The 20,967-nt window shown below is 38.0% G+C and carries 22 protein-coding genes; 14 read left to right on the forward strand and 8 right to left on the reverse strand.

The features are described from left to right. Positions 1 to 83 precede the first annotated feature (83 nt). The 7 genes from Q0948_RS13620 to Q0948_RS13650 all read left to right on the forward strand — a co-directional run bounded on the left by Q0948_RS13620 (position 84) and on the right by Q0948_RS13650 (position 6,031). Positions 84 to 1,388 (forward strand): carboxypeptidase-like regulatory domain-containing protein, encoded by a 1,305-nt coding sequence (locus Q0948_RS13620; RefSeq protein ID WP_298353839.1) that lies wholly within the window; start codon positions 84 to 86, stop codon positions 1,386 to 1,388. A gap of 162 nt (positions 1,389 to 1,550) precedes the next feature. Next, entirely contained in the window at positions 1,551 to 2,375 is an 825-nt protein-coding gene (locus Q0948_RS13625; protein WP_298353844.1) for a thymidylate synthase, read from the forward strand. Positions 2,376 to 2,399: 24 nt separating this feature from the next. Then, complete coding sequence (locus Q0948_RS13630) at positions 2,400 to 2,807, forward strand: energy transducer TonB (protein ID WP_298353847.1); 408 nt, start codon at positions 2,400 to 2,402, stop codon at positions 2,805 to 2,807. 155 nt (positions 2,808 to 2,962) lie between these two features. Further along, entirely contained in the window at positions 2,963 to 3,400 is a 438-nt protein-coding gene (locus Q0948_RS13635) for a hypothetical protein (RefSeq protein WP_298353850.1), read from the forward strand. Positions 3,401 to 3,531: 131 nt separating this feature from the next. Further along, the gene (egtB, locus tag Q0948_RS13640) at positions 3,532 to 4,701 is read left to right on the forward strand and encodes an ergothioneine biosynthesis protein EgtB (protein ID WP_298353855.1); all 1,170 of its coding nucleotides are present in this window, start codon (positions 3,532 to 3,534) and stop codon (positions 4,699 to 4,701) included. 37 nt (positions 4,702 to 4,738) lie between these two features. Then, the gene (locus Q0948_RS13645) at positions 4,739 to 5,704 is read left to right on the forward strand and encodes an L-histidine N(alpha)-methyltransferase (RefSeq protein WP_298353857.1); all 966 of its coding nucleotides are present in this window, start codon (positions 4,739 to 4,741) and stop codon (positions 5,702 to 5,704) included. Positions 5,705 to 5,749: 45 nt separating this feature from the next. Next, complete coding sequence (locus Q0948_RS13650) at positions 5,750 to 6,031, forward strand: DUF427 domain-containing protein (RefSeq protein WP_298353860.1); 282 nt, start codon at positions 5,750 to 5,752, stop codon at positions 6,029 to 6,031. 82 nt (positions 6,032 to 6,113) lie between these two features. Here Q0948_RS13650 and Q0948_RS13655 read toward each other — a convergent pair whose 3' ends face one another. Both Q0948_RS13655 and Q0948_RS13660 read right to left on the reverse strand, forming a co-directional pair. After that, positions 6,114 to 6,407 (reverse strand): isoamylase early set domain-containing protein, encoded by a 294-nt coding sequence (locus tag Q0948_RS13655; RefSeq protein ID WP_035325716.1) that lies wholly within the window; start codon positions 6,405 to 6,407, stop codon positions 6,114 to 6,116. Between the two features lie 222 nt (positions 6,408 to 6,629). Next, positions 6,630 to 7,706 (reverse strand): aminotransferase class V-fold PLP-dependent enzyme, encoded by a 1,077-nt coding sequence (locus Q0948_RS13660; protein ID WP_298353864.1) that lies wholly within the window; start codon positions 7,704 to 7,706, stop codon positions 6,630 to 6,632. 64 nt (positions 7,707 to 7,770) lie between these two features. Here Q0948_RS13660 and Q0948_RS13665 point away from each other — a divergent pair, with 64 nt between their 5' ends. The 3 genes from Q0948_RS13665 (at position 7,771) to fabD (ending at position 9,688) form a co-directional block, all read left to right on the forward strand. Further along, complete coding sequence (locus tag Q0948_RS13665) at positions 7,771 to 8,217, forward strand: 2TM domain-containing protein (RefSeq protein WP_298353866.1); 447 nt, start codon at positions 7,771 to 7,773, stop codon at positions 8,215 to 8,217. After that, entirely contained in the window at positions 8,214 to 8,696 is a 483-nt protein-coding gene (locus Q0948_RS13670; RefSeq protein ID WP_298353868.1) for a dihydrofolate reductase, read from the forward strand. Before Q0948_RS13665 ends, Q0948_RS13670 begins: the two co-directional genes overlap by 4 nt. Positions 8,697 to 8,803: 107 nt before the next feature. Continuing rightward, positions 8,804 to 9,688, forward strand: coding sequence for an ACP S-malonyltransferase (fabD, locus tag Q0948_RS13675; RefSeq protein WP_298353871.1), 885 nt, complete (start codon positions 8,804 to 8,806; stop codon positions 9,686 to 9,688). A 75-nt stretch (positions 9,689 to 9,763) separates the two neighbouring features. On the opposite strand, the gene Q0948_RS13680 is transcribed toward fabD, so the two are convergent. Continuing rightward, positions 9,764 to 10,225 carry a hypothetical protein gene (locus Q0948_RS13680; RefSeq protein WP_298353874.1) on the reverse strand — a complete coding sequence of 154 codons (462 nt, stop codon included), beginning with the start codon at positions 10,223 to 10,225 and terminating at the stop codon, positions 9,764 to 9,766. Positions 10,226 to 10,468: 243 nt separating this feature from the next. Here Q0948_RS13680 and Q0948_RS13685 point away from each other — a divergent pair, with 243 nt between their 5' ends. Continuing rightward, positions 10,469 to 11,239, forward strand: a complete 771-nt coding sequence (locus tag Q0948_RS13685) for a LexA family transcriptional regulator (RefSeq protein ID WP_298353877.1) — start codon at positions 10,469 to 10,471, stop codon at positions 11,237 to 11,239. Positions 11,240 to 11,296: 57 nt separating this feature from the next. Here Q0948_RS13685 and Q0948_RS13690 read toward each other — a convergent pair whose 3' ends face one another. Beyond that, positions 11,297 to 11,536: a hypothetical protein gene (locus Q0948_RS13690; RefSeq protein ID WP_298353880.1), complete on the reverse strand. Its 240-nt coding sequence runs from the start codon at positions 11,534 to 11,536 to the stop codon at positions 11,297 to 11,299. A 144-nt stretch (positions 11,537 to 11,680) separates the two neighbouring features. Between Q0948_RS13690 and Q0948_RS13695 the strand changes: the two genes are divergently transcribed. After that, on the forward strand, positions 11,681 to 12,340 hold the full coding sequence (locus tag Q0948_RS13695; RefSeq protein WP_298353883.1) for a DUF2461 domain-containing protein: 660 nt from the start codon (positions 11,681 to 11,683) through the stop codon (positions 12,338 to 12,340). Here the strand turns inward: Q0948_RS13695 and Q0948_RS13700 are convergent. Then, complete coding sequence (locus Q0948_RS13700; protein ID WP_298353886.1) at positions 12,337 to 13,551, reverse strand: glycosyltransferase N-terminal domain-containing protein; 1,215 nt, start codon at positions 13,549 to 13,551, stop codon at positions 12,337 to 12,339. The two genes, Q0948_RS13695 and Q0948_RS13700, sit on opposite strands and share 4 nt — an antisense overlap. 159 nt (positions 13,552 to 13,710) lie before the next feature. On the opposite strand from Q0948_RS13700, the gene Q0948_RS13705 reads away from it, so the two are divergent. Both Q0948_RS13705 and Q0948_RS13710 read left to right on the forward strand, forming a co-directional pair. After that, positions 13,711 to 14,844 (forward strand): DegT/DnrJ/EryC1/StrS aminotransferase family protein, encoded by a 1,134-nt coding sequence (locus Q0948_RS13705; RefSeq protein WP_298353889.1) that lies wholly within the window; start codon positions 13,711 to 13,713, stop codon positions 14,842 to 14,844. 3 nt (positions 14,845 to 14,847) lie between these two features. After that, entirely contained in the window at positions 14,848 to 16,125 is a 1,278-nt protein-coding gene (locus Q0948_RS13710) for an amidohydrolase family protein (RefSeq protein WP_298353892.1), read from the forward strand. Positions 16,126 to 16,228: 103 nt separating this feature from the next. Here Q0948_RS13710 and Q0948_RS13715 read toward each other — a convergent pair whose 3' ends face one another. From Q0948_RS13715 to Q0948_RS13725, 3 genes are all read right to left on the reverse strand, one after another. After that, positions 16,229 to 18,142 carry an OmpA family protein gene (locus Q0948_RS13715; RefSeq protein ID WP_298353895.1) on the reverse strand — a complete coding sequence of 638 codons (1,914 nt, stop codon included), beginning with the start codon at positions 18,140 to 18,142 and terminating at the stop codon, positions 16,229 to 16,231. A gap of 118 nt (positions 18,143 to 18,260) precedes the next feature. Beyond that, positions 18,261 to 19,217, reverse strand: a complete 957-nt coding sequence (locus tag Q0948_RS13720; RefSeq protein ID WP_298353898.1) for a type IX secretion system membrane protein PorP/SprF — start codon at positions 19,215 to 19,217, stop codon at positions 18,261 to 18,263. Between the two features lie 58 nt (positions 19,218 to 19,275). Next, positions 19,276 to 20,967, reverse strand: a 1,692-nt coding sequence (locus Q0948_RS13725) for a gliding motility-associated C-terminal domain-containing protein (RefSeq protein WP_298572917.1), incomplete at its 5' end; no start/stop codon positions are given.

The following is a 20,967-nucleotide window of genomic DNA, read 5'->3' on the forward strand; positions in this document are numbered from 1 at the left end:
ACACCCGACAAAAGTGTACTACCTACATTAATTTTTGTCGTATCTTAATGTGGTAGAATAGATTGCATACTAAAAAACCGCTTATGAAAACGCACAAAAAACTGCTTACTAGCCAGCTCAGATGGTTACTTGCTCTATGTATAATACTGGCATTTATCCCAAGTACCTATGCTCAAAACATAGCAAATTATGTTGAAGTAAAAGGAACAATAGCCGAGTCTGATTCTAAAGATGACATCGCTAAGGCTACCGTTACTCTTATGGGCACTAACCTAAGTACTGTATCAAATAATGAAGGTGAGTTTGCCTTAAAAATACCAGCGACAGATACAAAGAAGCAACTTAAAATTACCGCTCTAGGCTTTAATGAAAAAATTATTCTATTACCAGAAAATCTTAAAAAGCCACTCAAAATTAAACTAGACTACAGCATCATAAGTCTTGATCCTGCAAACCTAGTTGCTTATACAGATGCAAAAGCCCTTGTAAAAAAAGTACTCAATAAACGTAAAGACAACTACCTAGGTGATAAAACCGTAATGACTGCTTTTTACAGAGAGACTATAAAAAAGCGTAGCAAAAATGCATCGCTAGCAGAAGCCGTTGTAAACATCTATAAGCAACCTAATGCAAACAGCAAAAAAGACCAAATACGACTAGTTAAATCTAGAAAAGACACAGACTACTCAAAACTAGACACCATTGCTCTTAAGCTACAAGGAGGTCCTTTTAGCACATTATATGTAGACGTAATGAAGTATCCAGAATATATCTTTAGCCCAGAAACGATGGATGCTTATACCTTTAGATTTGGTAAAGTATCAGAAATTAATGGAGAGAATGTTTTTGTCGTCCGTTTTAAACAACGTGGAGAAGTGCTTACACCGCTATATGAAGGGAGTTTATATATAGGCGCAAGCAGTCTCGCTCTTGTAAAAGCTACTTATGCTCTCAAGCTAGACAATACAAATGAGGTAAACGAGATGTTTGTGCGCCGCAAACCGAGTGACGTAAAAATAAAACCTCGCAACATCTCTTATGAGGTAAACTATCGCGAGAAGAATGGCAGGTGGGTTTATGGTTATAGTAAAGCAGACCTCTCTTTTGAGGTCAAGAGAAAACGCCGTCTTTTTAAGTCTATATACACGCTCTCTTGCGAGATGGCTGTCACAGACTGGCAACTCGCCACATCAAACACCTCTTGGGAAGGCAATGGCGAGATAGATGAATATATCATTATGGCAGATCAAAATCTAGGTTTTGGTGATCCAGAATTCTGGGGAACATACAATGTGATTGAACCAGAAAAATCTATAGAGTCTGCGATAAAAAAAATACAGCGCAGGCTAGAACGCTCAGAAGATCGCGCCTCACTAGGCGGCAAATAACCTCGGTTAATAACTCATAATAACTAGAAACACCTTTCGTTGTAGAAGACGGCAGGTGTTTTTATTTTGCTTGAACTTTGCAAGAGACTTTTTACGCTTTCGCGAAAGCGTAATCACCACTAGCATAAGCACCTTACAATTATCACTTAGTAAACTAGATGTATGAAACAGTATCACGACTTAATGAAGCACGTACTCGCCGAAGGCAACTTTAAAGGCGATCGCACCGGTACAGGAACAAAAAGTGTATTTGGGTATCAAATGCGTTTTGACCTCTCAGAAGGCTTCCCGATGGTTACTACAAAAAAGCTACACCTTAAATCTATCATCTATGAGCTTTTATGGTTTTTACAAGGTGATACTAACGTGAAGTATTTACAAGAAAATGGTGTGCGCATCTGGAATGAGTGGGCAGATGAGAATGGAGACCTAGGTCCCGTTTATGGTTACCAGTGGCGCAACTGGAATGGTGACGAGATAGACCAAATAAAAGATATTGTAGAGACACTTAAAAAAAATCCTAATAGCCGCAGGATGCTTGTGAGCGCCTGGAATCCATCTGTAATGCCAGATACTTCTGTCTCTTTTTCTGAAAATGTTGCAAATGGTAAAGCTGCTTTACCTCCCTGTCACGCATTTTTTCAATTTTATGTAGCAGATGGAAAGCTAAGTTGCCAGCTATACCAGCGCAGTGCAGATATCTTTTTAGGAGTTCCGTTTAATATAGCTAGTTACGCATTATTTACAATGATGATGGCGCAAGTGTGTGGCTATGAGGCTGGAGATTTTATTCACACCTTTGGCGATGCCCATATTTACAGTAATCATATGGAACAAGTTGAACTTCAATTATCCAGAGAAATTCGTACTTTACCTACTTTAAAAATAAATCCTGAGGTAAAAGACATCTTTGGCTTCACTTTTGATGACTTTACTTTAGAAAATTACAATCCGCACCCTCATATAAAAGGAGCAGTTGCGATATAACCTCAAATTAACCTACTTACAACAATGAAAAAATTATTATTTGCCCTTGCTTTTTTTGCAGCATTTACAACTATGAGTGCACAAGAAGGTGTGTCTATGAGAAAGTCTACCACTCTTAAAGTTGCAGAGGTACCACCTACGTGGCCAGGATGTACTGGGTCTATCAATCAAAAAAACAATTGTTTACGCCAGAAACTAGCAGGACATATTGTTAAGAATTTTAAATTTCCATCAGACTATGTAAAAGGGAAGGTGGCAATTGATATGTTTATAAACAAAGAAGGTAAACCAGTAATACGTTCTGTAAAAGGAGGCTCTCCAGGAGTACAAAAAGAAGTAAAAAGAGTGATTATGATGATGCCTCAAGTAATTCCCGGCAATATGGGAGGAACAAAAAAGGATAGCGATCTTAAACTTGCATTTACATTGTAAGACTGTAAGAACATACACTATTATAAAGCGAGGAGCAAAAGAGATTTTGCTCCTCGTCTCATTTATAGCTGTCTCAACAGTAAATAGTTATCGGTGTTTTCCATATTCTAGTACTTTAATAGATATATTTAACACTCATCATCAAAACAACATTTATGAATCGTTTGATAACTATACTGGCACTTGTTTTATGTGCCTTCTCACTACACGCGCAATCCTACTCAGACAGCAAAGAATATTTTTATGGTTCACAAGCTGGTGTAAAAGCCTTTGAGCGCCCTCCCATCTGGCCCGGCTGTAATTTTAAAAATATACATAAACTGAGAAGATGCTTTGATGAATCTTTAAGTGAGCATATAGCGGCCAATTTTAAAATTCCATATGATCTTATGGAAAAACTAGAATATAAGAAGGTTACAGTAAACTTTTATATTCAAAAAGATGGGTCTATTAGAATACGCAGTATAAAGGGAGGAATACCAGAAATAAAAGAACTAGCCAAAAAAGTCATTTTATCTATTCCAGAAATTAAACCTGGAGAACTAGGTGGCAAAAAAGTAGCTGCAGAATATACAATACCCATTACCTATTAGTACGACCTACTTACCGAATTAGACCCGATGCATCACTTGGCTTAAATATTAACATTTTGCCAAATGAGGTCATAAAATTTTACACGCACTCAAAAACCCGTAACTTTATGTGACTTATAATTGTCACTGCTATGATTGTTACAGAAAATTTACTCGAGTTTTTTCTTGAAACTCGACAGCACACAGAGCGCCTGTGTAAACCACTTGAGATAGAAGACTATGTCGTACAACCCATAGTAGATGTCTCGCCACCTAAGTGGCACCTAGGTCACACTACGTGGTTTTTTGAAGAGTTTATTCTAAAACATCATAAAGAAGGTTACACACTTTTTAGCGATGACTTTGCTTTTGTTTTTAATAGCTATTATGAGAGTATAGGTAAGCGCGTTGTGCGCACAGACAGAGGTAATCTATCAAGACCCACTGTAGACCAAGTATATGCTTACAGGAAATATGTAACAGAGGCTCTTAAAGATCTTCTAGAGGGAGACGTTTCGGCAGAGGTGACTAAGTTACTTACCATAGGCATACATCACGAGAAACAACACCAAGAGCTACTCGCTACAGATATAAAATATATACTAGGCAACAACCCACTTATGCCTGTTTATGGAGGAGATATTAGCTTTCGCGAAAGCGTAAAAGAAACCCCGCAATCCCAATGGACTCATATAACCGAAGGTGTGTATGAAATAGGACATAACACTACAGAGTTTTGCTATGATAATGAGCTGGGGCATCATAAAGTATATCTACACGACTATGCAATATCTAATACTCTTGTAACAAACGGTGAGTGGATAGCTTTTATAGAAGCTGGAGGATATAATAAAACATTGCTCTGGCACGCCGAAGGCTGGGACTGGGTTCAAAAAAACAATATAGAATGCCCTATGTACTGGCATAAAGTAGGAGATAAATGGTATCACTACACACTAGAAAAAGGCTTACAAGAAATAGACGAGAGTGCCTCTCTAGCTCATATCTCATACTACGAGGCATTTGCTTATGCACAATATAAAGGCCTGCGCTTACCTACAGAATTTGAGTGGGAAGTAGCAAGTAAACATCTAGACTGGGGAGACCGCTGGGAGTGGACAGAGAGTGCATACCTACCCTACCCTGGCTACAAAAAAGAAGAGGGAGCGCTGGGAGAATATAATGGTAAGTTTATGGTAAACCAGAAGGTATTAAGAGGTGGCTCTGTCGCAACATCTAGTAAACATACACGACACACCTATCGTAACTTTTTTCAAACTGGATTGCGATGGCAATTTACAGGACTACGCCTAGCAAAATAATAGTAAGTTATTACCATACTACACGACCATTACATATATGACACAAACTAAACCAACCATATCAACCGCATTTCATAAAGAAGTTGAAGAAGGGCTTACGGCATTTCCAAAATATCTTTCTTCAAAATTTATATATGATAAGAAGGGAGACAAGCTCTTTCAAGATATTATGGCAATGCCTAGCTACTACCTCACAGATTGTGAGTATGAAATTTTTGAAACACATAAAACTGCCATTGCACAAGCTTTTAGCAGTAAAAGCGGTTTTGAGCTTATAGAACTAGGGGCTGGTGACGGGAAGAAAACAAAGATTTTACTAGAACACCTAGTAACTCGCGGAGACACTTTTACTTACCTCCCTATAGACATCAGTCAGAATGCGCTAGACGGTCTGGAAGAAAGTATGAATATCGATTTACCACAAGTAGATATAAAACCACAACAGGGCACCTATTTTGACGTGCTAGAAGGGCTAGCAAATTACAACTCTCGTAAAAAAGTAATTGTAGTACTAGGCTCAAACATAGGGAACCTTTTACACCCACAGGCTATAGACTTTTTATCAAATATTAAAAAAGCAATGAGCGAGGGAGATTTACTTTTTATGGGGTTTGACCAGAAAAAGAATCCGCAGGTGATACTTGATGCTTATAATGACCCAGAAGGTATTACCGCTGCTTTCAATAAAAACCTACTGCATCGCATTAATGATGAGATGGATGGCACTTTTAATCCAGACCAGTTTAAACACTGGGAGGTTTACGACCCAGAAACAGGCACTGCAAAGAGCTATCTCGTGAGTAAGCAAGATCAAGATGTACGTATTAACGCTCTAGATCTTGATGTACACTTTAATGCCTGGGAGACCATACATACAGAGATAAGCCAGAAGTATGACGACAGCATTGTAGAGTGGCTTGCAAATGAGTCTGGGCTTAATATCATAAACGACTTTGCAGATAGTAAGGGATATTACAAGAACTATTTATTTGAAAAGAAATAAGAGTACGCTTTCGCGAAAGCGTAACAACATCTAAAAAAAAGAATTATGAAAGCAATATGGAACAACGAAGTAATAGCAGAAAGTGATGATACGATAGTGATAGAAAACAATCACTATTTTCCGCACGAGGCTATAAAGAAAGAGTATTTTAAATCTAGTGATTTACACAGTACCTGCCCGTGGAAAGGAAAAGCATCATATTACTCAATAGAGGTAAATGGTAAAGAAAATACTGATGCCGCTTGGTATTATCCAGAAGTAAGTGAGCTAGCAAAAAGTATAGAGAATAGGGTTGCCTTCTGGCGTGGTGTCGAGGTAGTAGAGTAATTCTATATTTCTGTAACGTAAAAAAAGCCATTTTCTAACCGAAAATGGCTTTTTGCACTATAAGTTGGGGGAAAACTTGCTATTATAATTCTAAGACACTGTTTTCGGCAGCGGCATAATCATTCCATTGGTAACCATCTGCAGCTTCTTCATTTACCCACTCTCCATCTACTACATATTTAAACTCGTATGACTTTTCTGTAGGGATATCAAAAGTTCCTTTAAAGGTTCCGTTCTTAAGTTTTTTAAGAGGTGTTGTGGTATCCCAGTTATTAAAATCACCTGCTACGGCAACCGTATCTGCCTCTGAAGCAGCAATCGCAAAGGTTACTTTACAAACAGGCTTTGTTTTTAAAAATTTCTTAGTAAGCGCCATAATTCTTTGTTTTTGATAAAGTACAAAGATAGGACTAGAACACTATAAAAAACAGATAATCAGACTATTGAGTGCATTATTCACGATTTAATAATATTGCACCTCTTAAAATTGATATCTAGTAAATCGAAAACGTTTGCAGACATCATAAATTGATAATATGGTGATTAATTAACACCTCACTCACATAAAATTTACAGCAAAAACCACAAAACAAAGGGATTATGACTTAATAACTTCAAGTAAATGTGCTAGATCATCTTCTGTATTAAAGTAATGAAAACCTACCCGCACGCCTTCACCTCGCACCATCGTAAGTATATCTTGGTTTTTTAGTTTTATTATAGTTTGGTCGTCTCCATTTATATTAAAAAATGTACCGTGACTCTCGCGCTCTGCAATTGCTTTTGAAAGAAGTCCATTTTCTAAAAACATCTCTTTGGCCTTGAGATTTATGTCCTTAATTCTCGCATCTACAACACTCATACCAAGTTGATTTATAACATCTATTGCTACACCTAGGCTTCCATAATTGAGCGTGTCTTGGTGTCCCGGCTCAAAACGGCCTAAAAAATTCCCTTCTTGAGGCTTATACTTACCTTGTACAGAATTAAAACCTGTTGTGCTAGGTGCAACACGGTCTACAATACTTTCTTTAAACAAGAAAAAGCCATTACCGTACCCAGCATTCATCCACTTATAGGTGCTCGCACCTATAGCATCTAGTGCGGAGTTATCAAAATCAAACACCTCTGTACCTACGTACTGTGTAGCATCTGCAAGAAATAATGTATTAGGATATAGCGCTTTTAAATCTTTAAGAAACCCTTGGTTTATTTTTAAACCATCCAGCCATTGCACAAGTGAGAATGCAAAAATATCTGGCGTATCTTTCTTAAAAGCTTCTGCAACGACCTCTTCAAGATTAGAACTAATCTGGGTGTACTTAATATCAAAATCTCTACTCTCAAAAGGCCAGTTTATAGATGGGTAATCTCCTTCTAGCAACAGTACCTTTTTGTGTGTTTTTATACCTTCAAGTAGTGTATTAAAACCGTATGAAAAATTAGGAACAAGGGCTACTCTATTTGCCTCGCAAGAAAAAAGCTTGCCTACCTTCTCACGCACACTTCCTAGTATCTTACCTTGATTTTCTTTAAGCAAGCTACCTTGTACGAGAAAATCAAGATCGTGTTCTTGCCTCCACTCCATTACTGGCACAGATAGTAAACCAGAAGATGGCGTATTGAGATAGGTATACTGGCTTAGGATTGGGAAGAGTTTGGCAAAATTTTTCATAAGCTATTTTTAAAATGACGTTCTAAAAGGCTAATTTTATATGATTATATAAAGGTCGCATTTTATGGCACTATTCTCAAAGAAAACAACAACATCTATAGACCCAGTTCAAAAAGAACTTATAGAAAACGCTCAAGCTCGCGTAAGGCAAAAGAAAAACCTCTACAGGCACTTTGTAGCTTTTCTAGCAGGAGCAATACTTCTTATTGTAATTAATCAAGTGCTCAATGTGGGTGAAGAGTTTAAACCTTTTGAGACTCCTTGGTTTGTATGGGCCATTCTTATATGGACATTCTTCTTTCTCATTCATCTCATAAACGTCATTGTAATGAGTAAGTTTATGAATAAAGAATGGGAACAAAAACACCTAGACAGACTCGTAGCCAAACAAAAACTACGCATCGCAGAGCTAGAAGAGAGTGTGCAAGTATCGCACCCTTTACCAGAAAAAAAAAGTCCAATCTTAACAGACCCAAATACCTCACTAGACAACCAGAATACTCCCCTATGATAACAATGATAGCAGCTGCTGCCGAAAATAATGCACTGGGTAAAAATGGCGACATACCCTGGCATCTTCCAGATGATTTTCGTCATTTTAAAAAACTCACCACAGGTCACCATATTATTATGGGACGTAAAACCTGGGAGTCTTTCCCAAAACCGCTACCTAACAGAACACACGTAGTCATTACAAGAGATAAGCAATACAACGCACCAGGTGCTACCGTTGTGCATTCCCTAGAAGATGCGCTGGCATTTTGTAAGCAAGAAGCTCACTCGTTTATTATAGGCGGTGGCGAGATTTATAAACTAGGTATGCCATATGCCACACACATAGAACTTACCCGAGTACATAACGAGTATGTGGCAGATGCGTTTTTCCCAGAAATACCAGAGAGTGAATGGGAACTTGTAAACAGTACCTTTCACGATGTAGACGATAAACACAAAAGCGGCTTTACTTTTCAAAGCTGGAAGAGAAAGTAGAGCAAAGAACTTATACGTAGTTTTGAGTACGCTTTCGCGAAAGCGTATATCTCCTCATTGAGTCTCTCTCATTTTGTACTTTTGCACTTACTAACGAACATAAACTTATGAAAGCATATATATTTCCGGGTCAAGGTGCTCAGTTCTCAGGAATGGGATTAGACATTTTTGAAAAATACCCAGATGCTCAAGATCTTTTTTTAAAGGCAAATGATATTTTAGGTTTTAATATTACTGATGTAATGTTTGAAGGATCTGCAGAGGATCTTAAAGAAACTAAAGTAACACAGCCTGCTATCTTTATACATTCTATAGCACTTAAATCTGTAATGACAGATTTTGCACCGGCAATGGTTGCTGGTCACTCACTTGGAGAATTTTCTGCCCTAGTAGCAAGTGGCGCATTAAGTTTTGAAGATGGATTAAAGCTTGTGAGCCAGCGCGCCCAAGCTATGCAAAAAGCTTGTGAGATACAGCCATCTACTATGGCAGCCGTATTAGGCCTAGAAGACGCCGTGGTAGAAGAAGTGTGTGAGCAAACGCCTGGAGTTGTGGTAGCGGCAAATTATAATTGCCCAGGCCAGCTTGTAATATCTGGAGAGATAGAAGCCATAAATAAAGCTTGTGAGACTATGAAAGAAAAAGGTGCTCGTAGAGCGCTTGTGCTTCCTGTAGGAGGAGCTTTTCACTCACCTATGATGGAGCCAGCTAGAGAAGAACTAGCGGCAGCTATAGAAGCAACTAGTTTTAAAAACCCTGTTTGCCCTATATATCAAAATGTAACAGCAACTGCTATTACAGATGCTAGCCAAATACAGGCAAACTTAATAGCACAACTTACCGCTCCAGTAAGATGGACACAAACCATACAGCAAATGATTGCAGATGGAGGCACAGAATTTATAGAAGTAGGTCCTGGTAAAGTGTTACAAGGACTTATGAGAAAAATAAATAGAGATGTAGCTGCAAGCGGCGCAGTTTTACCTGAATAGATTCTATTTATTTTAGAGCATAAAAAAAACCAGCCGTGTGGCTGGTTTTTTAATATATGATGGTTAAAGATCTTCTTAGTGACCTGTTGCCTTCTTTACTTTATCTACAGCTCCATTTGCAGCATCTTTAGTAGCATTTGCAGCATTGTTTGCAGCGTCTTTAGTTGCGTCTACAGCATTGTTTGCAGCATCTTTAGTTGCATCAATAGCGTTGTTTGCAGCGTCCTTAGTTGCATTTGCAGCATCTTTTGCTCCTTCTACTGTTGCATCTGCAGCGTTTTCGATAGCGTTTCCTGTTGCATCTACAGCATCTCCAGCAGCGTTTGCAGCGTCATTTGCAGCATCTTTTACAGAGTTACCAGCGCTCTCAAGAGCATCACCAGCACTGTTTACAGCATCACCAGTTGCGTTTGCAGCATCGTTTGCAGCATTTTCAACAGCGTTTCCAGCTTCATTTGCTTTTTCTTGTACTTCTCTACAAGAAACTGCTCCTACGATAAGTGCTAATGCAGCAACATTTAATAATAATTTTTTCATAATACAAAATTGTTTAGATAGTTGTGAGGTGCAAATTTAACATAATTTCACATTTAATCATCAATTATTGATTTTAACTGTAATCTTAAACCGATAAAAAACACAAAATAACCGATTAATAGCTACTTACAACTTTTGTTTTTAAAATGTTATGTTCATTATACGTTCAAAGTGCTGAATTAGATGTTTTTATGATAAATAAATAAAATTTGGAATTATTCCTAATTTTCATACATTTACCGTATGGGAACAAACGACTTACCTTCTGAGATACGCAGATTTAAAGAAATACGAGAAGATCACGACTTCACACAAGCAGAGTTTGCCGAAAAATTAGGCATAAAAAACAGCACTGCAGATATTGAACGCGGTCGAACTAAACTATCTGGGCAAGTTATTACAGAGCTCTTGCGTTTATTTCAAATAAACCCTTTATGGATATATGGGTATAGTAACCAGAAATATCTTAACCCAGATAAGGGAGATATAAGTCCTAAAGTTGTCATTGTAGACAAGGAAGATAAAGAGAATATGGTACTAGTAAATCAAAAAGCAGCAGCTGGTTACCCAAATAATATAGCAGATGTAGAGTGGTATCAAAACCTACCTGCTTTTGACTTCCCTATTCCTCAATACCGTAATGCCACTTACAGAGGTTTTCAAGTAGAAGGTGATAGTATGTTGCCTAACTTTAGACCAGAAGACTGGGTACTTGCAAAAGGTGTAGAAAGTCTTGAGTATGCTAGTGATAATAAAGTATATGTCATTGTAATGCAGGATGCTGTTGTAGTTAAAAAATTACAGAAGCTTCCAGATTCATCCAGAGTATTGCTCATCTCTATTAATGAGGAGTATGCACCTTATGAGGTAGCTGTAAGTGATATACAAGAAATATGGCAAGTAAATAGTAAGCTCACTTTTAATCTAGATGAAGGTAGTAGCAACAATTTACTTAAAGAACTACAACAGTCTATGCTTGAACTCAAAGCACAAATGACAGAATTTAAAGCATAAAAAAAAGGATAATACAATCACTTGTATTATCCTTTTTACGTGTTGTTATAAAACAGATTAATGGTCTGTCTTTATCTTAACAGCGCCATCTTCATCTACCTTTACTTTGGTCTCAGAACCGTTTGCATTTTCTGTTTTTAATTTATAACCGTCGTCTGTATTTTTTTCTTTTATCTCAACGGCATTTTCTTTTGCTTCTTCTATAGCCTGCTCTGCCTCTGTTTTCTTTTCTTTACAAGAGGTTAATGATACAGCCATAATACCTAGAGCAATTGCTCCTATTTTTAATGTTTTCATAATCATATTGGTTTAGTATACTACAAATGTAGATTGATTAATAAGGCTTCACGCACAAAGCTTTACCAATAAGCTCTAAAGTTACGTTAACATTTACCTCTCATACTTACTATATAACCTAAAACTGTTAATTTTAAAGTAAAAATGAACTTTCAAGATACCTACGACTTTCTCGAAAAACTTCAACAAAACAACTCCAAAGAGTGGATGGATGCTCATCGCAAAGAGTATCACCATATTAGAGACAACCATATAAACTGGCTCAACAAACTTAATGCGAAGCTGGCGGAAGTAGATGGAGCGTATTTCGACACGCCTGGTAAAAAAGCTATAAACCGTATCAATAACAATCTAATGTTCCACCCTAATAAGCCTATTTATAAAGACCATATAGGCGCAGGACTGGATCAAAGAACTAAACAAGGGGATTTTTATATAGAGATAGGTCTTAAACACAATCTTGTAGCCGGTGGTTACTGGAAGCCTAAAAAAGAAATACTAGATAGCATACGCGATGCGATAGATTATAATGGCGAAGAACTCAAAGCTATATTAGAAAAACCCAGCTTTACAAAAGCATTTGGAAACCTATGGGGTCAAGATAAACTAAAAACCGCACCAAAGGGTTTTTCTAAGGACCACCCCCATATTGACTTACTTAGGTATAAAACATTTGCAGTGGAGACTACGCTTTCGCGAAAGCAAGTTTTATCAAAAGATTTTGACGCACTACTTATTGAAATGTATAAAGAGATGCTACCTTTTAGAAGATACTTGAGAGAAGCCGTATCTGTGCTTCCTTAATTACTCTCTTTGAGATAATCTATGACAGCTCGCGTGGCCCCAGTATTACTATTTACAAAATGCCCTGCGATCATACCCGTCTGTGCTCTAAACTTATCATCATTGAGTAGTTTATTAAGTCGTTCGTCAAATTGATCTTGACTCGCCACCGCATATAATCCAGCAAGCTGCTGGAGTATTTTTGCCTCGGGAAATTTGTCAAAATGAGGCCCTATAAGAATAGGTACTCCAAAAGTCGCCGGTTCTAAAATATTATGTAATCCCGTATTCCCCATAGCACCGCCTACATAAGCTATATCTGCATAACTATATATTTTAGTAAGAAGTCCTATCGTATCAACTATAAGTACATCATAATCTTTTAAAGTATTTACATCCATTGTAGAGTAACGAGCGACTCTAGCGGTACAAGCTCCTATAAATGCTGATATTTTTTCTTCTTTAATCTCGTGTGGAGCGATAATAAATTTGGCCTTGCCTTTGTGATTGTTTATGTAGTCTATAATTAGTTTATCATCTTCTGGCCAAGTGCTTCCGCATACCACACAGAGATTATCATTCTTAAATCGCGAGACAAAATCAAGCGTATTATCCATTGTAAGCTGCTGGCTCACTCTGTCAAAGCGAGTATCTCCACTTATTGTATAATTTTGAAATCCTAGCTTTTCTAAAGCTTCGGCAGAGTTTTGATCTTGCAAAAATAAATGCTCAAAACTCTCTAGTGATTTGATCATCCATTTACCATAAGGTTTAAAAAAAGGCTGACTTTCTCTAAAGACCCCAGAAATCAAAAAGGTTCTAATCTTTCGGCTTTGTAGCTCTCTTAGGTAGTTAGGCCAGAATTCATATTTAACAAAAAAAACTGCCTCTGGTTTTATGGTATCTAAGAAGGTACAAACGTTTGATGTGGTGTCTAGTGGTAGGTAGATGGTCGCTTTCGCGAAAGCGTTATTTTTCTTTATTTCATATCCAGAGGGAGAGAAGAAGCTTATCACCCACTGGTGGTCTGGATAGTGCTCAGTAAGGGCCTTTAATATAGGTACACCCTGCTCATATTCTCCTAGAGAAGCGGCGTGCATCCACAACGTTTTCTTTCCAGTTATGAGCTCGGCATTTAAAATCTTGATAGTATCCTTTCTACCTGTAATAGACTTTTGAAGCTTTTTATTAAAATTTCCAGCAAGCGGTAATACAGCCTGGACTAACTTCATTAATAAAGAATACATTATTTGCATAGGTTCAAAAATACACTTTGTAATTAAATAGGTCTGAGTAGGAGATGGAGATTTTGTATTTTTGTTTCCAATAAAATTAGTGACATTTATTAATAACTTAATATAAAAAGGCAACCTGCCTTTCAAACTTCTAGGATGAAAAAAATACAAATGGTCGATCTTCAAGGCCAATACGCAACGATAAAAGAACAAGTAGATAATAGTATTGCAGAGGTGATTGCAAATACCGCTTTTATAAATGGTCCTGAGGTTAAAAAATTTCAAACCGAGCTTGAAGAATATCTAGGCGTAAAGCACGTAATACCCTGTGCAAATGGTACTGATGCGCTTCAAATTGCAATGATGGGATTGGGTCTAGAACAAGGAGATGAGGTCATCACGGCAGATTTTACTTTTGCAGCTACTGTAGAGGTGATTGCCCTTTTAAAACTTACCCCGGTTCTTGTAGATGTTGACCCAGTAGATTTTAATATCGACGTAGAAGCTATTAAGAGAGCTATCACACCAAAAACGAAGGCTATTGTGCCTGTTCACCTTTTTGGTAGAGCAGCAAATATGGATGCTATTATGGATCTAGCAAAAGAGCACAACCTCTTTGTTATAGAAGATAACGCACAAGGTATAGGTTCAAACTACACAGGTCGTGATGGTAAGAAAACAAAAACTGGAGGAATAGGTCACGTAGGTACAACATCGTTTTTCCCTTCAAAAAATTTAGGTTGCTATGGGGATGGCGGTGCAATATTTACAAATGACGATGACCTTGCTCATACCATAAGAGGTGTGGTAAATCACGGTATGTACGTACGATACCACCACGATGTAGTAGGGGTAAACAGTAGACTGGACTCTATACAAGCAGCAGTTTTAAGAGCAAAACTGCCACATCTAGACTCATATAACAAAGCGAGACGCGATGCTGCACGCAAGTATACAGAAGCCTTTATGAGTAATAAAAAGATTATTACGCCTATAGTTTGTGATAGTTGTGATTGCCACGTTTTTCACCAGTATACATTACGAGTAGTAGACACAGATCGTGATGCTCTTGTAGCACACCTTAATGAGAATGGGATACCTTGCGGCGTGTATTATCCTATCCCACTGCACAGCCAGAAAGCTTATAAAGACGAGCGATATAATGAAGCAGACTTCCCCGTGACTAATGCCATTGTAAAAGATTGTATCTCCCTACCTATGCACACAGAACTAGAGGACGACCAGATTGCTTTTATAACTAAAACCGTGATTGACTTTGTAAATAAATAATCTATGAAATATACGCTATCCCTTCTACTTGCTTGCTTTGTGAGTATGACCACTTTTGCACAAGAGACGTTACTACATTGTGGTAAAATAATAGATACTCAAAATGGCAAAGTTTTAAAAGAGCAAACTATTACCGTACTGGGTAATCAAATTGTGAGTGTTGAGAAGGGGTACGCTTCCGCGAAAAGTGGACAAAAAGTAATTGATCTTAAAACCAAAACGGTAATGCCTGGCTTTATAGATATGCACGTGCACATAGAAGGCGAGACAAACCCGAAACAGTATCTTGAGACTTTTACTAAGAATGAGGCAGACATAGCCTTTACAGCAGCCGAAATTGCAGAAAGAACATTACTCTCAGGCTTTACAACAGTAAGAGATCTAGGCGGCTCTGGAGTAAATGTATCCTTAAGAAATGCTATTAACTCAGGAACCACTCGAGGTCCTCGTATTTATACCGCCGAAAAGGCCATAGGAACCACAGGAGGCCACGCAGATCCTACTAATGGTTTTAAAAAGGTAAATATGGGCGACCCTGGTCCAGCCCAAGGTGTTATAAACAGTGTAGATGACGCAAGAAAGGCGGTAAGGCAACGCTATAAGAATGGCGCTGACCTTATAAAAATCACAGCCACCGGAGGTGTTCTTAGTGTGAGTAAAAATGGTGATAACCCACAATTTAGACAAGAAGAGGTAGATGAGATTGTACGCACTGCAAAGGAGTACGGAATGCACGTAGCTGCACACGCACACGGTAAAGAAGGGATGCAACGAGCTATTAAAGCGGGTGTACAGACTATTGAGCACGGCTCATTTATGGATGAAGAAACGGTGCAGCTTATGAAAAAACACAACACCTATCTCGTACCCACCCTATCTGCAGGAAAGTATGTCGCTGCCAAGGCTAAAGTAAAAGGTTACTACCCAGACATCATCATACCTAAAATTGAAAAGGTAGATGCTACGCTCAAAAAGACATTTACAATGGTTGCAAAATCTGGAGTAAATATTGCTTTTGGGACTGATGCAGGAGTATTTCCTCACGGTGAAAATGCAAAGGAGTTTAGATATATGGTAGATTATGGATGGAGCCCTATGTTTTCAATACAATCTGCAACTATTACAAACGGGAAACTTCTAAATATGGAAGGTAAACTAGGTGTACTAGCCCCAGGCTACCTCGCAGACATTGTAGCTACAGATGATGACCCTACACAAAACATAGCAACTACAGAAAGTGTCTCTTTTGTTATGAAAGATGGGTTAATCTATAAGCAATAACAACGTAAGACTCAAGAGAATTAACTAGACTAGGTAAACACTACCCATAAAAAAGCCTCGATCATTTCTGATCGAGGCTTTTATAATTAAGTATAAATGACTTTTATTTTGCCACTATAATAAATTCAGACCTTCTGTTAAGTTGGTGTTCCTCTTCAGTACATTCTATACCATTACCACAAGCATTAGTAAGCTGTGTCTCACCATAACCTCTACCTGTAAGTCTTGTTTTACTTATTCCTCCTTGTTCTACTATGTACTTTATAGTAGAAATATTTCTGCGCTGAGATAGACTCATATTATACGCATCTGGAGCTCTACTATCTGTATGTGATCGTACATCAATCTTAAGACTTGGGTACTCTGTCATAACAGCAATTACCTTCTCAAGCTCTAAAGCTGCATCTGGACGAATGTTGTGTTTATCAAAATCAAAGTAGATAGGATTAAGCTCTAGTGTCTTTGCAAGATCATCGCCTAACTCAACTTTTAATGGTGGTTTTAAGTATAAATCTCTGTTTAAAACTAGCCCTACCTCTGATGTTGTATTTACTATAGCCTCTGCTGGCTCATAAGAAGCCTTGCTAGCACGCACTATGTAAGATGTATTACAATCTACATCTGGAAAGCTAAAACGTCCCGCATTATCGCTTATTTTAGTCCCTACTACTTCATTTGCGATGTTACGCAACTCTACCGTAGCTTGAGGTAGTATTTCGTCTGTTTTTACATCCATTGTAACTCCAGTAATGTTTTGAGCACAATCTGTCAATAGTTTTTTCTTGCGCACAAAGCTATAGATGTCGTCATTCCCTAGACCTGTAGCACGATTTGACGCAAAGTAACCCGTACCTCTTTCTTCACTAAGAATTAATCCAAAATCATCTGCACTACTATTTACAGGCTTACCTACATTATAAGAATTCCCAATACTACCATCAGATTCAAGTTGTGTTACGAAAATATCTAGACCTCCTAAACCAAGGTGACCATCAGATCCATAAAACAGCTTATTGTCAGAACTTATAAATGGAAAAGTCTCTCTACCTTCTGTATTTATATCACCACCCAAATTAACAGGCTCTCCATAAGTACCATCGTCATTTATAGTCACCATCCATAAATCACTTAATCCTTTTGTACCAGGTCTATCTGATGCAAAGTATAAAATGTCTTCATTTGGGCTCAATGCTGGATGGGCTGTAGAGAACTCATCACTATTAAAAGGAAGTTCTACTGGTGTAATCCACTCACCATTTACGCGCTCACTTCTATATAACTTGAGCTTAGTTGTTCCTTGCTCATCTCTTTTTAATTTTTTCTTTTTAGTGTAGTTATTTCTGGTAAAATAAATAACATCTCCACTCTCTGTAAATACAGATGTACTCTCGTGATATGGCGTGTTTACCTTTTCTGCTAGGCGTTCAACTTTTGGAAATTTATCTCTTGGAACATCTACCACAAATAAGTCTAAGAATGGCTGCTCATTCCAGTGGTGTATGTAATCTCCAGTTCTACTCTCACGATTTGAAGAAAAGACAAGGCGCTCACCATAAAAACTTGGTCCAAAATCTTGTAACTCTGAGTTAAAGTCTACGCGACCTACACTATATCTTCCAGACTGTGCTTCTATTTCTTTAAGGTAATCTCGTTCTGCCACATAGCGCTCTGCTCGCGTATCGTCGCCATTAAGTTTATTAAACTTTTCCATTTGAGCATCTGCGAGGTCATATTGTCTTAGTGTTTTTAAGGACTGAGCATATCTAAAATAATACTCAGGACTTACAGAACTACTTTCCTCTAAATTATTAAAGAGCTCTCCGTACCACTTTGCCGCTTCTTTGTAATCTGCAGTTAAGTAGTAAGCATCACCTAGTTTTTGCAAAATTTCAGGTGACGTAAACCCTCTCTCTGCTACGCGCTTATATAGGTCTCTCGCGTTTACAAAAGCATACTCGTCAAAATTTTCTGATGCTTCCCTAACCTTTCCTTCTTGTGCTGTAACATTTAGGCACATCGAGCATATAGTTAATGCGAATAGGCTTTTTAGTAATCTTAGTTTCATACAAAATAATTTTAGTCGGCTCAATAGCTGTTTACGCTTTCGCGAAAGCGTAATAGTGTTAATATACTAATTAGAAGAATCTAGGGGAAATCAAACGCTTAGGCTTCTTTAAAATTTCAAATCTTAAAAACACCTCGTAACTACCGTCGTTAAACTGTTGTAACTCGGTAGTCTCACGATCGTATGCAAAACCTATCATTAGGCCATCTGTAACCTGAAAACCTACAAGACCACTTAAGGCTGCACTCCATCTATAAGCTGCACCTAAGGTTAACTTATCATAAATCAAAGCATTTGCCGTAAGATCTACTTGTAGCGGTGCTCCCGAAACCCACTTTGCTATAGCAGCTGGTTTGAACTTTACATCTTGTGAGATATCAAAAACATACCCAGTCGTTAAGTAATAGTTGATACGCTCTGTTGCTAAGAAGGTTGCATTAGGATCATTAGTGTTTTGACTATCGTCAAAGTGGTCTGTCTCCAATAAATTAGGAGCACTTAAACCAGCATAAAAACGATCTGTAGAATAGAATAACCCTACTCCTACTTGTGGAGAAAACTGATTATCAATATTGTTTTGAATAAGTGCATCACCGTTTTGAAATGGTGAAGCCTTTGAATAGTTTACATCTAACAAGTGTACTCCTCCTTTTATTCCAAAACTTAATTTACCAATGTCTGATGTAGGAATTGAGTAACTAAACGCAAGATCTACATAGGTCTCACTGGTAATAAAGATATCATCTTGTACTATATTAAGCCCTAAACCTACGCGTTGAGAATCTCCTATAGGAGAATGGATAGAAGCTGTTTGTGTACGAGGAGCGCCGTCTAGACCTACCCACTGACTTCTGTGAAGCCCTAATACACTAACACCACCTCGAGAACCCGCATATGCTGGGTTAATACTCAAAGTATTGTACATATACTGAGTGTACTGTGCATCTTGCTGAGCGTTTACCTCGACTGCGCTCAAACTTAAGATGAGCAATGACACAACCAATATAGTGTTAAAACATTTTTTCATATTGCTTTATTTTAATCCGGTGCACTCTTGCGAGCACACCGAATATTAGTATCTATTATTATCTATTTAAGTATAAAGGACCGGCTAACTGTTGTAGTCTTCCATCACCATTAGTGTATTCTATAGTGTAGTAATACGTTCCTACAGGTAATAGTTGATCTCCATTTACGGTTGCACGACCATTACTTTCTCCTCTAAAGTATTGACCATCTTGACCATAACCTTTCACTCCGTATACTTCTACTCCCCAACGGTTATAAATACGTACTGTATTGTTTGGATATTGTTCTATACCTCTTATTACAAATACGTCATTTAATCCATCTCCATTAGGAGTCATTATATCAAATACTTCTAGACCATCTGTTGCAGTTAATACTCCATTATTAATTTCAGTATAATCTGGAACACCATCTCCATCTTCATCTCCAGTCTCATCTCCGTTAGGTATACCATCTCCATCACAATCAAGATCTAACCATTCATCACTTACAGTGTCAAGATCCTGACTATCTGTATTAAAGTCACAAGGATCAGTTGGATCTGTACCATCTATAACTTCAACTTCATTTGTCACACCATCACCATCACAATCTGTTTCATTCCAGGTATCTGTAGGATCAACTGTTTGACTTGTTGCATCAACGCTACAAGAATCTTGAGGATCTGTACCGTCTATAACTTCATCACTGTTAGTAACACCGTCACCATCACAATCTGTATTGAACCATTCTTCGGTTGCAATTGCTAAGTCTTGACTCGCTGCATCGTAATCACAGAGGTCTAATGGGTTTGTACCATCAAGTACTTCAATACCATTTAACACACCATCACCATCACAATCTGTATCATTCCACATATCTGTTACAGTAGAGATATCTTGACTAGCTACGTTATAGTCACAAACATCCAGTATATCTGTATCATCTAGAACTTCTTGCTCATTTGTTACTCCGTCACCATCACAATCACCGGCTAACCAAGCAGCATCTGGAGTTATAGTTTGGTGAATTATATCAAAGTCACAGTTATTTAATGGATCTGTACCATCAGTAACTTCGGTTCCATCTATCACACCATCACCATCTGAATCTGGGTTCTGAGGATCAGTTCCTATTGCAATTTCGTCGCCATTACTAAGACCATCATCATCACAATCTAGAGCATTCCACTCATCGCTCGCTGGTAATGTAATACTAGCTGTTAAGAAATCACAACCATCTGTTGGATCTGTACCATCTAATACTTCTTGCTCATTTGTTACTCCGTCACCATCACAATCACCAGCTAACCAAGCAGCATCAGCAGCTACAGTTTGACTCGTAACGTCAAGATCACAGTTATCTAATGGATCTGTACCATCAGCAATCTCATCTGCATTAGTTACACCGTCTCCATCACAGTCAGCAGTTAACCAATCACCTACAGGTGTTACAGTTTGATGATCAAAATCAAAATCACAAATATCTAAGGGATCTGTACCATCAGTAACTTCGGTTCCGTCAATCACACCATCACCATCTGAATCTGGGTTCTGAGGATCGGTTCCTTCTGTGATTTCATCTCCATTCGTTAATCCGTCATCATCACAATCCAGAGCATTCCACTCATCACTCGCTGGTAATGTAATACTAGCTGTTAAGAAATCACAACCATCTGTTGGATCTGTACCATCTAATACTTCTTGCTCATTTGTTACTCCGTCACCATCACAATCACCAGCTAACCAAGCAGCATCGGCTACTACAGT

It is taken from the genome of uncultured Dokdonia sp. (assembly GCF_947496725.1).
Taxonomy (GTDB): Bacteria; Bacteroidota; Bacteroidia; order Flavobacteriales; family Flavobacteriaceae; genus Dokdonia.